At 72.2% G+C, this 12,717-nt stretch carries 15 protein-coding genes; 2 read left to right on the forward strand and 13 right to left on the reverse strand.

Translation table 11 applies throughout. The features are described 5' to 3' along the window. Positions 1-69 precede the first annotated feature (69 nt). Positions 70-978 (reverse strand): polysaccharide deacetylase family protein, encoded by a 909-nt coding sequence (locus ACFV6V_RS17710; RefSeq protein WP_385565622.1) that lies wholly within the window; start codon positions 976-978, stop codon positions 70-72. 118 nt (positions 979-1,096) lie between these two features. Here ACFV6V_RS17710 and ACFV6V_RS17715 point away from each other — a divergent pair, with 118 nt between their 5' ends. Next, on the forward strand, positions 1,097-2,299 hold the full coding sequence (locus tag ACFV6V_RS17715; protein ID WP_385565624.1) for an SAM-dependent methyltransferase: 1,203 nt from the start codon (positions 1,097-1,099) through the stop codon (positions 2,297-2,299). 5 nt (positions 2,300-2,304) lie between these two features. Here the strand turns inward: ACFV6V_RS17715 and ACFV6V_RS17720 are convergent, their stop codons facing one another. From ACFV6V_RS17720 to tsaB, 8 genes are all read right to left on the reverse strand, one after another. Beyond that, a complete protein-coding gene (locus ACFV6V_RS17720) occupies positions 2,305-2,970 on the reverse strand; it encodes a hypothetical protein (RefSeq protein ID WP_385565627.1) in 666 nt (221 codons plus the stop codon). A gap of 46 nt (positions 2,971-3,016) precedes the next feature. Then, positions 3,017-4,348, reverse strand: coding sequence for an RNA polymerase sigma factor (locus ACFV6V_RS17725; RefSeq protein ID WP_385565629.1), 1,332 nt, complete (start codon positions 4,346-4,348; stop codon positions 3,017-3,019). Between the two features lie 37 nt (positions 4,349-4,385). Beyond that, positions 4,386-4,742 (reverse strand): YciI family protein, encoded by a 357-nt coding sequence (locus ACFV6V_RS17730; RefSeq protein WP_385565632.1) that lies wholly within the window; start codon positions 4,740-4,742, stop codon positions 4,386-4,388. A gap of 209 nt (positions 4,743-4,951) precedes the next feature. After that, a complete protein-coding gene (locus ACFV6V_RS17735; protein ID WP_385565634.1) occupies positions 4,952-5,833 on the reverse strand; it encodes a polysaccharide deacetylase family protein in 882 nt (293 codons plus the stop codon). Between the two features lie 76 nt (positions 5,834-5,909). Continuing rightward, positions 5,910-6,176 carry a hypothetical protein gene (locus tag ACFV6V_RS17740; protein ID WP_385565635.1) on the reverse strand — a complete coding sequence of 89 codons (267 nt, stop codon included), beginning with the start codon at positions 6,174-6,176 and terminating at the stop codon, positions 5,910-5,912. After that, positions 6,173-7,276 carry a tRNA (adenosine(37)-N6)-threonylcarbamoyltransferase complex transferase subunit TsaD gene (gene tsaD, locus ACFV6V_RS17745; RefSeq protein ID WP_385565638.1) on the reverse strand — a complete coding sequence of 368 codons (1,104 nt, stop codon included), beginning with the start codon at positions 7,274-7,276 and terminating at the stop codon, positions 6,173-6,175. The genes ACFV6V_RS17740 and tsaD overlap by 4 nt, the downstream gene beginning before the upstream one ends. Further along, complete coding sequence (gene rimI, locus ACFV6V_RS17750) at positions 7,269-7,793, reverse strand: ribosomal protein S18-alanine N-acetyltransferase (protein ID WP_385565677.1); 525 nt, start codon at positions 7,791-7,793, stop codon at positions 7,269-7,271. Before rimI ends, tsaD begins: the two co-directional genes overlap by 8 nt. A 62-nt stretch (positions 7,794-7,855) precedes the next feature. Further along, positions 7,856-8,509, reverse strand: coding sequence for a tRNA (adenosine(37)-N6)-threonylcarbamoyltransferase complex dimerization subunit type 1 TsaB (gene tsaB / locus ACFV6V_RS17755; protein WP_385565640.1), 654 nt, complete (start codon positions 8,507-8,509; stop codon positions 7,856-7,858). A 123-nt stretch (positions 8,510-8,632) separates the two neighbouring features. Between tsaB and ACFV6V_RS17760 the strand changes: the two genes are divergently transcribed. Further along, complete coding sequence (locus tag ACFV6V_RS17760; protein ID WP_385565641.1) at positions 8,633-9,196, forward strand: hypothetical protein; 564 nt, start codon at positions 8,633-8,635, stop codon at positions 9,194-9,196. 93 nt (positions 9,197-9,289) lie between these two features. Here the strand turns inward: ACFV6V_RS17760 and ACFV6V_RS17765 are convergent, their stop codons facing one another. The 4 genes from ACFV6V_RS17765 to alr all read right to left on the reverse strand — a co-directional run bounded on the left by ACFV6V_RS17765 (position 9,290) and on the right by alr (position 12,586). Then, positions 9,290-9,490 carry a hypothetical protein gene (locus ACFV6V_RS17765; RefSeq protein WP_385565644.1) on the reverse strand — a complete coding sequence of 67 codons (201 nt, stop codon included), beginning with the start codon at positions 9,488-9,490 and terminating at the stop codon, positions 9,290-9,292. A gap of 179 nt (positions 9,491-9,669) precedes the next feature. Continuing rightward, positions 9,670-10,182, reverse strand: coding sequence for a tRNA (adenosine(37)-N6)-threonylcarbamoyltransferase complex ATPase subunit type 1 TsaE (gene tsaE, locus ACFV6V_RS17770; protein WP_385565646.1), 513 nt, complete (start codon positions 10,180-10,182; stop codon positions 9,670-9,672). Then, on the reverse strand, positions 10,157-11,383 hold the full coding sequence (locus ACFV6V_RS17775) for an alpha/beta fold hydrolase (protein WP_385565649.1): 1,227 nt from the start codon (positions 11,381-11,383) through the stop codon (positions 10,157-10,159). Before ACFV6V_RS17775 ends, tsaE begins: the two co-directional genes overlap by 26 nt. 36 nt (positions 11,384-11,419) lie before the next feature. Continuing rightward, on the reverse strand, positions 11,420-12,586 hold the full coding sequence (gene alr / locus ACFV6V_RS17780) for an alanine racemase (RefSeq protein ID WP_385565651.1): 1,167 nt from the start codon (positions 12,584-12,586) through the stop codon (positions 11,420-11,422). Positions 12,587-12,717: the final 131 nt, after the last annotated feature.

Consider the following 12,717-nt stretch of genomic DNA (forward strand, 5'->3'; position numbering starts at 1 on the left):
CCAGGACAACGGCCGGGCTCCCGGCCGTGTTCCGCACTGCGCGTGCCGCTCCCTTCGTCCGGTCGGCGGCTATACGTAATCCTCCAGCCGCGCCACCGCGTACCCCCTCTCGGTGATGACGTTCATGACCTTCCGGATCAGATCGGGCATCCGGGCCTCCCACTCCGCCTCACCCCGGAAGTGCGTGAGGATGATGTCGCCGGGGTGCAGATCCCGGTCGGCCTCCCGCCACTCCATGCGGTCCGGGAAGGCCTCCGCCGCCCAGAGCGGCACGGCCTCGATTCCGCATGACCTGGCGGCCCGCAGCGTGTTGCGGTCATAGGCGCCGTAGGGCGGCCGGAAGAGCCGGGGCCGCTCGCCGAACTCCTCCTCGATCCGGGCCTGCTGGCCGCAGATCTCCCTGCGCTGGAAGCGGTAGGGGCGACCGCGCAGATAGGGGTGGGTGAGGGTGTGGTTGTTCAGCGTCACCCCGCGTTCCTGCATCCGGCCGAAGTACGAGTAGTCGCCGCGGACCAGGTAGTCGGTGAGGAAGGCGCTGTACGGGATCTCCAGGTCGTTCATCATCCGCAGCAGCGCGGGGTCCTTCTCGGCCCCGTCGTCGATCGTGAGGAAGACGACCCGGTCCGTGGTCGGCACGGTGGTGAACACGGGCGGCAGGCCGTCGGGGTTGCGGACCTCGAACCCCTCGCGTGTGGTGATCTCCGGCTTCTCCTCCGGGGGCCGGGGCGCGACCAGCGGTGGCTCGTCGAGCCCCCAGTGTCTGGCCGCCGCGGCCTGGGCGCCGGTCGCCGGCCTCCCCATGCGCCCCGCGGGCGCCCCGTAGGCCCCCGCCGGGCCGGCGGCCCCGTACCGGCCGTGGGACCCGGGACCCTGCGCGCCGACACCCGTGCAGCTCCCGCCGACGGCGCAGTTCCCGCCGATCGCGGCGACGATCAGCGCGGCCAGCACGAGTGAGCCACGGTGCCAGCTTTTCGTCATTTTTGCGTTTTGTCGTACTAGTCCCATACCGGCGCATCCTGTCAGCGCCCGGCGCCCACACGGCACCGACACCGCCACCCGACGCCGCACCGTCCCCCGGCTGGCCGACAATGACCAGGTGAACGACGTCTCCTTCCCCCATCTCGGGCCGCTGCTCAGCGCCGAAGGGCAGACCCTGCTGGCCACCCTGCGGGACCACGACCCCGCCCAGGAGCTCGCCGTCGCGACCCGGCTGCGCCGCGAGTACCCGGCCGAACTGGTCTCGGCGGCGCTCTCCCAGGCGCGGCTGCGGCAGCGGGCGGTGGCCAAGTTCGGCGCCGACGACGCGTACCGGATGTACTTCACGCCGAACGGGGTCGAGCAGTCCACCCGCCGCTCGGTGGCCTCCTACCGGGCCGCGCGGTTCCGGGACATCGGCCCCGCCCAGGTCACCGACCTGTGCTGCGGTATCGGCGGCGACGCGATCGCGCTCGCCCGCGAGGGCTTCGCCGTGGAAGCGGTCGACCGGGACCCGCTGACCGCCGAGGCCGCCCTGCTCAACGTGCGCACGGTGGTGGAGGGGACACCGCTGATCACGGTCACCTGCGCGGACGTCATGGACCACGACCTCGAGCGCTCGGAGTCGCTGTTCATCGACCCGGCCAGACGGGGCGGCGGGCGCGGCGGGCGGATCTTCGACCCCGAGGCGTACTCGCCGCCGCTCTCCTGGGCGATCGACGCGGTACGGCGGATCGGCACCGGAGCCATCAAGATCGCCCCCGGTATTCCGCACGAGCTCATCCCCGAGGACTTCGAGGCCGAGTGGATCTCGGACGGCGGCGATGTGAAGGAAGCCGTGCTCTGGCACGACGCGGGCCGCACGGAGGTCATCACCCCCGGGACCCGCCGCGCCACCCTCCTCCCCTCCGGTGTGACGCTCACCGGCCGTGGACTGCCGGACCCCGCGGTCCGCCCGACGGGCCGCTATCTGTACGAGCCCGACGGCGCCGTGATCCGCGCACATCTGGTCGCCGAGGCCGCCGACGAACTCGGCGGCGGGCTGATCGACCCGACGATCGCCTACATCACGGCCGACGAACTGCGCCCGACCCCTTACGCCACCGCCTACGAGATCACCGACGAGCTGTCCTTCAACCTCAAGAAGCTGAAGGCCCTGTTGCGCGAACGGGCCGTCGGCACCCTGACGGTGAAGAAGCGCGGTTCAGCCGTGGAGCCTGAGGAGGTGCGCCGCAAGGTCAAACCGAGCGGTCCGAACGCGGCGACGGTGTTCCTGACGAGGGTGGCGGGGGCGCCGACGATGCTGATCGGCGGGCCCGTGTAGCCGGATCAACCGCGTGCACTGCCCGCAGGGGTGTGCGCCGGCCGGGTGGGCGCCGTGAGGCGGAGCGCCCATCGGTAGTGGGTCACGGCCTTGATGATGCCGATGAGGCCCATCACCCAGCAGATGACGCCCACACCCATGAAGTAGGCGACCTCGCCGTAGGTCGTGGTGCCAGGGCGCGCGGACGCCGGGACGGCGAAGCAGAGCCAGAGGCCGAAGGCGCCGAGGAGCAGGCAGGCCAGCAGCCAGCACAGGCTGGGCCCGGGTGCCCGGAAACGGGCGTCGGTGCCGGGCTCGCGGTCCAGGGCGGCCCACTGGTCGAGCAGTTCGCGGATACGACGGCTGCGTCTGACGCCCGAGCCGACGATGAGCCCGGCCGGAACCAGGACGGCGGTGGCGATACCGAAGATGACCGCGATGAAGAGCATGCTGAGCGGGTCGGGGGCATCGAGGCCGGGGCCCAGCGAGGCGAGACCGCTGCCCGCGATGCCCCAGCCCAGTTGCAGCAGCGCCACCTGGAGCAGGAACAGCAGCAGACTGGGCATCCCGATCAGCCGTGCGGTGAGGTCCCCGAGCACTGCCGCCCGGTCGGCGAGGAGTGCCTCTCGGTCGGGCCAGGTGCGCAGGGCCTCGGGCGGCGGAGGCGGGGGCAGAGGGCGACGGCGGAGCATGTCCGCGAGGTTACCGGCGTCCCGCCGGGCATCCGCTGGCGGGGCGTCAGGCGCCGCTCGTGCCCCGGCTCCGTGGCCGGTCCACCTTCTGGTCTGCGGTCTCGCCCGGCGTCCGGTCCGCCTTCGCGCGCAGCAGCGCACGTTCCCTCTCGTTGCGGGTCAGGCACGCCGCGCGCTCGAACTCCGCCCGCGCCTGGTCCGTACGGCCCAGCCGGGCCAGCAGGTCGCCTCGTACGCTCGGCAGCAAGTGGTAGTCCCGCAGGGCCGGTTCGGCGGCGAGAGCGTCCACGAGGGCCAGGCCGGCCAGGGGGCCTTCGGCCATCGAGACGGCGACGGCGCGGTTCAGCTCGACGACCGGGGAGGGTGCGACGGCCGTGAGCCGGGCGTACAGCGCCGCGATGGTGGGCCAGTCGGTGTCCTCGTAGGTCACCGCGCGGGCGTGGCAGGCGGCGATGGCGGCTTGGAGTGCGTACGGGCCCGGCGGGGTGCCCCCCGCGCCCGCACGGCCGAGCGCGGCGAAACCGCGGCGGATCAGCAGCTGGTTCCAGCGGCGGCGGTTCTGGTCGGCGAGCAGGACGGGTGCGCCGTCCTGGCCGGTTCGTGCGGCCGTACGGGAGGCCTGGAGCTCCAGCAGGGCGGCCAGACCGTGGACTTCGGGCTCATCGGGCATCAGAGCGGCCAGCACCCGGGCGAGCCGCAGGGCGTCCTCGCACAGGGCGGGGCGCAGCCAGTCGTCGCCTTCGGTGGCCGCGTAGCCCTCGTTGAAAACGAGATAGATGACTTCCAGCACGGACGAGAGCCGGGCGGCACGGTCATCGCCGTACGGGACCTCGAAGGGCACCACCGCCCCGGCGAGGGTCCGCTTGGCACGCACGATGCGCTGAGCGACGGTCGGTTCCGGCACGAGGAAGGCCCGGGCGATCTCGGTGGTCGTGAGCCCACCCAGCAGCCGCAGCGTGAGCGCGATGCGCGCCTCGGCGGAGAGCACGGGGTGGCAGGCGGTGAAAACGAGCCTCAGCAGGTCGTCGTCGATGTCGCCGGGCCCGGAGGCGAGATCGGCCGGGTCGGGTTCGTACCCCGCTCCCGCCGCCTCCAGGCCCCGGCCCACCTCGGCGAGCTTGCGCGCGTAGGTCTCCCTGCGGCGGACCAGGTCGATCGCGCGGTGTCTCGCGGTGGCCATGAGCCAGGCGCCCGGGTTGTCCGGGACGCCCGACTCCGGCCACTGCTCCAGCGCGGCGACCAGAGCGTCCTGCGCGAGTTCCTCGGCGATGCCGATGTCCCGGACGATCCGGGTCACGGCCGCGATGATCCGCGCGGACTCGATCCGGAAGACCGTCTCGACGGTCGCGGTGGTGCCGTCCGCCTGTGGTGCGCTCACGGGTACCCATCAGAGCACCCGCGTGACACGGCGGCAATCAGCCCTCGGCGATCTCGCGGACCTCGCAGGTGATGGTCCAGAAGGACTCATGGGTCTGGAGGAACCGCTTGGTCCACTCCAGCGCCTCGGCCTCGTCCTTGGCCTGGATGAGCGCGTAGCCCCCGATGACCTCCTTGGACTCGGTGAACGGCCCGTCGGTGACGGTGACCTTCCCACCGGACCAGGTGACGCGCTTGCCCTGGGCGGTCGGGGTGAGCCCGGCCGTGTCGAGCAGCACACCGGCTTTGGTCATCTCCTCGATCAGCACCCCCATCCGCTGCATGAGCTCCGGGCTGGGCCCTTCGGCGGGGGCCTCGGACTCGTTGACGCGGATCATCGACAGGTAGCGGGGCATGGTGTTCTCCGTACGTCGCCGGGCGGGGCTGGTCCCCGCCTCTCACCTTGTACGTCGAACGGGACGCGGGCCGATCGACACGGCCGCCGGACTTTTCCGGAGCCCTCTCCGGATGTGCCGGACCGTAGGTGAGAAACAGCGCCGTCGGCCCCGGAGGGCGGGGCTCGCGGCGAGGGTGCCCAGGTCCTGTCCGGGCGCCCGGACAGGACCTAGAGGTAGTCCTCCAGGCGCGCGACGGTGAATCCCTGCTCCTGGATGCGGCGCAGCAGGTGGGCCGTCATCTCGGTCATCGTCGTCCCCTTGAGGTCGGAGGGGCCGCGGAAGTGAGCCAGGATGATGTCGCCGGGGTGCAGCTTCTTGTCGCCGCGCTGGTACTGCATGTTCCTGATCTGCATCGACTCGCGCCACAGCACGATCGCCTGGGCGCCGCAGGCCCTCGCGGCGGCACGGGTGTCCTCGTTCCAGTTGCCATAGGGCGGGCGGAGGAGACGCGGCGCGGCTCCGTAGCGGGCCCTGAGCTTGTCCTGCTGGCCGCAGATCTCGCGCTTCTGGGCCGTCGCGCCCAGGGTGCGGAGGTTGGGGTGGGTGAGGGTGTGGTTGTGGATGCCGTTGCCCAGCTTCTGCAGCCGCTCGAAGTAGCCGTAGTCGCTGCTGATGGCCGAGTCCGTGAGGAACATCGAGAAGGGGATCCTGAGCTCCTCCATCATCGTCAGGAACTTCGGGTCCTTCTCGGCCCCGTCGTCGACGGTGATGAAGACGACCTTGTCCTTCACCGGTATGTCGCTGATCACGGGGAGGTCGCCGTCCGCGCGCAGGGTCACCGGTTTGGTCTTCGGCGGTGCGGGCGGGGCGGCCAGCGGCGTGATGCCCCACTTGCGGTAGGCCGCGGCTGTGCCGGCGGCCCCGTCCTGGGAGCCTTTCCCGTCCGGGCCGTCAGTGGCCTTCGCGGAGCCCGTGGCCGCATGGCTCTGGCGTGGCACCGCCGGGGTCGCCTCGGAGGTGGTCGAACACCCCGATATGAGTCCTGGTATCAGTCCCGCCGCGAGCAGTGCCCCCGCGATCCGCCGCCATCCCGCGCTGTTCGCGCCCACCCCAGCACCCCATGTCCGTACGCCGTTCGACCCGCTCCGTACTGATGGATGGCGAACAGGCGTACGGGGTTGCTTGTCACATGGGGAAGTCTACGGATTCGAAACGCCAGCGGTGCACCGGTCGGCTGATCAGTTCCGGGGCGGGGTCGGGCAGTTCGGGTGGCTCCGCGGGCTCCGGCCGAGCCTCCCACCAGGTCAGCACGAGCACACGGTCCCCAGATGCGCGGAAGGTCTCACGGCGCAGCGGCGCACCCGGCAGCGCGCGTGTGCGGGCCCATTCGAGCAGCTCCGCGCCACGCCCTTCGGCCGCGCGCGCCTCCCACATCAGCGTGAGGACCCTCATGAGTACAGGTTGTCCTTGCTGAGCTCATGCAGATGGTCGTGATCATGGTGGTGGTGCGCGCCCGGGACATGCGGATCGGTCACCGGCAGCGACGAGTCCGCCGACAGTTCCCAGTCCGACGGCGGGCGGTTCCGGGCCACCATCTCCGCACCCAGCGCCGCCACCATCGCGCCGTTGTCCGTGCACAGCTTGGGCCGCGGCACCCGCAGCCGGATACCCGCCGCCTCGCACCGTTCCTGAGCCAGGGCGCGCAACCGCGAGTTGGCCGCCACACCTCCGCCGATCATCAGATGGTCGACGCCCTCGTCCTTGCAGGCCCTGACGGCCTTGCGGGTCAGCACGTCCACCACGGCCTCCTGGAAGGAAGCCGCCACATCCCGCACGGGCACCTCCTCGCCCGCGTTGCGCTTGGCCTCGATCCAGCGGGCCACGGCCGTCTTCAGCCCGGAGAAGGAGAAGTCGTACGCGGGGTCACGGGAACCGCTCAGCCCGCGCGGGAACGCGATCGCCCGCGGGTCGCCCTCCTTCGCCAGCCGGTCGATGACGGGACCGCCGGGGAAGCCCAGGTCGAGCACGCGTGCGATCTTGTCGAAGGCCTCACCGGCCGCGTCGTCGATCGTGGCGCCCATCGGCCGCACATCGCTGGTGATGTCGGGGGCGAGCAGCAGCGACGAATGGCCGCCCGAGACCAGCAGCGCCATGGTGGGCTCGGGCAGCGGCCCGTGCTCAAGCTGGTCCACACAGATGTGCGAGGCGAGGTGGTTCACCCCGTAGAGCGGCTTGCCCAGGGCGTACGCATAGGCCTTCGCCGCCGACACACCCACCAGCAGCGCACCCGCGAGCCCCGGTCCCGCCGTCACGGCGATCCCGTCCAGGTCCTTCGCGGTGACCCCGGCCTCCTTCAGGGCGCGTTCGATCGTCGGGACCATCGCCTCGAGGTGGGCACGCGAGGCGACCTCGGGCACGACTCCGCCGAAGCGGGCGTGCTCGTCGACGCTGGAGGCGATGGCGTCGGCGAGCAGGGTGGTGCCGCGGACGATACCGACGCCCGTCTCGTCGCAGGACGTCTCGATGCCGAGCACGAGCGGTTCGTCAGCCATGGTTATCGGTTCCTTGTACGTGTCCGTCTGCGGGAGCGCCTGAGGGAGCGTCGGGGGTGCCTGCGTCGCGTACGCACAGGCGCATCACGAGGGCGTCGATGTTGCCGGGCTGGTAGTAGCCGCGGCGGAACCCGATCGGTTCGAAGCCGAAGCGCTCGTACAGCTTCTGCGCCCGGGTGTTGTCGACGCGCACCTCGAGGAGGACCTCGTCGCACTCACTCGCGGTGGCGTGCTGGAGCAGGTCGGTGAGCAGCCGGGCGCCGAGTCCGGTGCCCCACTGCTCGCGGGCGACGGCGATGGTCTGGACGTCGCCGAGCCCACCGGCGACGGCCAGGCCCGCGTAGCCGACGATCCGGCTGCTCCCGGGCGCACCGGTCTCGGCGACGATGTAGTGGCGGGTGGCCCCGGGCCCGCGCGCATGGGCGAGCTCCGACCAGAACATCCCGGGTGACCAGGCGTCCTCGGGGAAGAGGCCGTGTTCGAGCCGCAGCACCGGCTCGATGTCCCACCAGCGCATCTGGCGCAGTGTCACCGCCGCGGTAGCGGCCTGCGGCGCGGCGGTCGTGTGGTGCCCGCCGCTCACGACGGTGTGACCACCTTGTAGTTCTTGGGCACCTGGGCGTCCGGGCGGCGCAGATAGAGCGGCCGGGGCGGCAGCAGCTCCTCGCCGGCGGCGAGCTTCTCGGCGGCGAGCGACGCCAGTGCGGCGGCCGACTGGTGCTCCGGGCCACGGGCGTCGGGGAACGACTCGGGGTAGAGCAGCCCGCCCGCGCCGACCACCGGCAGCCCGGCGAGCTGGTCGGCGATCTCCGCGGGCCGGTCGACGGCCGGTTCGCTCACCCTCGTGCGCAAGCCGTCGTAGCGTGCCCAGTAGACCTCCTTGCGGCGCGCGTCCGTGGCCACCGCGAAGGGCCCCTCGATCCCGGAGGCGTACGCGAGACCGTCCAGGGTGCACAGCCCGTGCACCGGGACACCGAGCGCCGAGCCGAAGGTCGCGGCCGTCACCAGTCCGACGCGCAGCCCGGTGTACGGGCCGGGGCCGACGCCGACCACGAGGTCCGTGACGGCCCCCAGTGCCAGCCCGGCGTCCGCGAGGACGCGGTCGACCGCGGGCAGCAGCAGCTCCCCGTGCCGGCGGGCATCGGTCGATGTGGCCTCGGCGACGACGGATGTGCCGTCGTGGAGGGCGACGGTGACGGCTGGGGTGGCGGTATCAACGGCGAGCAGGAGCACGCGAACAGCCTACGGCCACGGCGGCGGGGCACGGCGTCCCGTACCCGGTGGCCGCTGCTGCTACCGTCAGCGACGTACGCGCGCGTGTGCGTGCGCACAGAAGCAGAGCCGAAGGGGAGCAGGGTGGCCAGGAGCAGCTCGGGAATGGTGGCCGGGCTCACCGCGGTGGCGCTCGCCGCGGTCGGCTTCCTCGCCTACCAGGCCTCCGCGAACGTCCCCGAGGACCTCAGGCCCCCGGCCACGGCCAAGCAGTCACCCGGCGCCGAGCCCCCCGGCAGCACAGCCGACCAGCGGCGGTCCGACCCGCTCGCCGTGCCCGCGAAGTCCGGCAAGGGCATGCGGGTGGTCTACGCGCTGGGCGAGCGGCGGGTCTGGCTGATCGGCGGGAACGGGAAGGCCACGCACACGTTCCCGGTGGTGCCGAGCACGGTGAGCCCGCCGGCCGGCGCCTATGAGGTGACGTCGCGCAGCGGCAGCATCCGCGGCTCGGACGGGGTGCCGATCGAGCACGTCGTGCGGTTCGCGACCGTGGACGGGGTGAACATCGGCTTCAGCGCCGCGGTGGACGGATCGATGTCGGCCCCGGACCCGGAACGCAGGACGGGCGGGGTACGGATGCAGCGCACGGACGGCGACGCGATGTGGGACTTCGCGCTGGAAGGGACCAAGGTCGTCGTCGTCCCGTAGCCACCCCTCGGTGGCCGCCGGGATCCTCAAGTGACGGGGCACGGCCTGTCCGGGGCCGAAGTGAGCGGCGGCCCCGCACTTCACCCGAACGCGTTACGCGGCGTCGCGCTGCTCCTCGTACCCCTCGACGCCCGAGGGGTCGCCGGGCACACCCTTGTGCTCGCGGGGCGGAGTCGAGACCGCACTGGCAGCCGCGCACGCCGCCAGCAGGTCATGCATCGAGACGGCGGACGGTGATGGTGCGGGCCGGGGCCGCGGGCGCGGCCCGGTCGCCTCGTGCTCGGGCGCGGACATGGATGCCTCCTGGTGCCGCGGGGGCAGGCATGGTTAGGGGCACCTAACCTGATCTCGCATCCATGTCACCATGCCCGCAGCCAGGGGCGCAACATTTTGCCGACGTCTTGTCGGAACGTACACAATCGGATGCCGCTCGGGGAGACGCCCGAAGTGGTGCTCGAGGAGAGGTGCGCCGCTCAGGCGCTGAGCCCGGCGACACCCGCATCGGCCCAGCGCGGCCCGATCCCCGTGAGGGTGACCGTGCGGCGCTCGTCGTCCGTGCTGCCGACGACCCGGTGGATCACCACGTGCAGCCGGTCGTCGGAGAGATCCTCGACTTTTCCGTCGCCCCACTCCACCACCACCACGGAATCCGGCAGCGAGACATCGAGGTCGAGGTCCTCCATCTCGTCCAGCCCCCCGCCCAGCCGGTAGGCGTCCACATGGACCAGGGCCGGGCCGCCGACCAGCGAGGGGTGCACCCGGGCGATGACGAACGTCGGCGAGGTCACCGCGCCGCGCACCCCGAGACCTTCGCCGAGCCCGCGTGTCAGGGTCGTCTTCCCCGCGCCGAGCTCACCGCTGAGCATGACGAGATCACCGGGCCGCAGCAGCTTGGCGAGCCTGCGGCCCAGCTCCTGCATCTGGTCCGGGGAGGTGAGAGTGAGACGGGCGGCGGCCGTGTCAGCCGGGCTCTGCGGTGCTTCCATACGTGCCAACGTTAGCCGCTGCCGGCACCGCCCCGACCCGCACCAGCAGGTCCGCGAGCCGGTCGGTGACCACCACGGGGTGCTCCAGCATCACCAGGTGCCCGGCGTCCGGGACGATCACCAGTTCCGAGTCGGGCAGCAGGTCCGCGATCGCCTCACTGTGCGCGCTGGGCGTGACCAGGTCCCTGTCCCCGGCCAGCACCAGCACCGGGACTTCCTGGAACACCTCCAGCGCCGCCGCCTTGTCGTGCTCGGCGAAGGCCGGGTAGAACTCGGCGACCACATCGATCGGGGTTCCCTCGATCATGCGCTCGGCGAACCGGGCCACCGCCGGGTCCACGTCCTTCGAGCTGAACGAGTAGCGCTTGATCAGACCCGCGAAGAGGTCGGCCGTGGCCCGCCGCCCCCGCTCGACCAGCTCCGCCTGGGAGCCCAGCGCCTTCAGCACGCCCGGCAGCACCCGACGCACCACGTTCACACCCGCGACCGGCAGCCCGTAGTTCACCTCGCCGAGCCCGCCCGCCGACGTCCCCACGAAGGCGACACCGACCACGCGCTCCCTGATGAGCTCGGGAAACGCGTCGGCCAGCGCCATCAGCGTCATCCCGCCCATCGAGTGGCCCACCAGCACCAGCGGGCCGTCCGGGGCCGCCGCGTCGATGACCGCCTTCAGGTCCCGGCCGAGCTGGTCGATCGAGACCGGCGACCCGTCGGGTCCCGACTGCGCCGTCCCACGGCCAGAACGGCCGTGACTGCGCTGGTCCCAGTGGACGGTGCGGACCAGCCCGCGCAGGGCCGCCCGCTGGAAGTGCCAGGAGTCCTGGCTGAGGCAGTAGCCATGACTGAAGACGACGGTGACCGGCGCGGGCGACTTGCGGCCGAACAGCCGGCGCCGGCGCGGCCCGACGCCCCCCGCGTCCGGGTCCACCTCGTCGGTCTCGAAATAGAGGGTCGTGCCGTCGTCCGAGGTGGCCCGGCCCGGTGTGCCGCGCAGCGATCCATAAGGGCCCGACGCGTCCAGCGCGAGCCGTGCCTTGCGTCGCATCCCGCGGCCCACGGTCATCCGCTCTATGGCGACGCCCGCCGCCGCACCGGCGGCGATCACCCCTATGGCGGCACCGGCGAAGCCCGCCCGGCGCCAGTTGCCCGTGGCCGCGTCGGTCACCGCCGCCGCCACGTCCCCCGCGCTGCTCTCGCTCACCGTGCCTGCTCCTATAGGTCGGTCGGTTGGGGTCGGTTACTCGTTGAGTTCGTCGAGCTCGTTGAGATGGACGCGCGGCACCCGCGCCCCGATCCGGGTCACGATCTCGTAGGCGATCGTGTCCGCCGCCTCCGCCCAGTCCTCCGCGGTCGGCTCGCCCTGGTCGCCAGGGCCGAACAGCACCGCGGCGTCCCCCTCCCGGACCCGGTCAGCGCCGTCCGGACCAAGATCCACCACGAACTGGTCCATGGCGACCCGCCCGGCCACCCGCCGCCAGGCCCCGCCCACCAGGACCGGGCCGCGGCCCGACGCGTTCCGCGGGATGCCGTCCGCGTAACCGACGGGAATCAGTCCGAGCGCGGTCTCCGTGTCGGTGATGTAGTGGTGCCCGTAGCTGACCCCGTGGCCCGCGGGCACACCCTTGACCAGCGCCACGGACGCCTTGAGCGTCATCACCGGCCGCAGACCGAAGTCGGCGGGGGTTCCGAGCTCCGGGCTCGGCGAGATGCCGTACATCGCGATCCCCGTACGCACCAGGTCGAGATGGGTCTCGGGCAGCGTCAGTGTGGCCGGGGAGTTGGCGATGTGCCGCACCTCCGGATTGATGCCCTCCTTCTCCGCGTAGGCCACCAGATCCTTGAAGACGGAGAGTTGAGCGGCGATGGAGGGGTGGCCCGGCTCGTCGGCGCAGGCGAAGTGGGACCACAGGCCGGTGACCCTGACACTGCCCGTCGCCTCGGCGGCGCGGGCCTCCGCGACCAGTGCGGCCCAGTCGGCCGGCTGGCTGCCGCCCCGGCCGAGGCCCGTGTCGGCCTTGAGCTGGATCCTGGCCGTACGGCCCGCCTCACGCGCGGCGTGCACCACCTCGCCCAGCGCCCAGAGGTCGCTCACCCCCATGTCCAGGTCCGCCTCGACGGCCTCCCGCCAGGGCCCACCAGGGGTCCAGAGCCAGCACATCACCCGGCCCTCGATCCCCGCGGCCCGCAGCGCGAGCGCCTCCTCGGGCGTCGCGGTACCGATCCAGGTCGCGCCCGCGGCGAGCGCGGCCTTCGCACAGGGCACCATTCCGTGTCCGTACGCGTCGGCCTTCACCACGGCCATCACGGCAGCGCGGGGCGCCATCGCACGCAGTGCGCGGACGTTGTCGCGCAGGGCGGCGAGGTCGATCTCGGCGCGGGCTCGGAAGGGTGCGTTCTGGTTCATCGCGGCCCAGTGTCTCAGAGGCCCCCGGCATAGTTCGTACGGCAACGACCGCGAGTGGTCCTGGTCACCCGCGCGTATCAGGGTGTGGTCACGGAGTGCGGCGAAGTGTGGTCGTGCCGCGCCTCAGTGTG

This window comes from Streptomyces sp. NPDC059828, assembly GCF_042731955.1.
Lineage (GTDB): Bacteria > Actinomycetota > Actinomycetes > Streptomycetales > Streptomycetaceae > Streptomyces.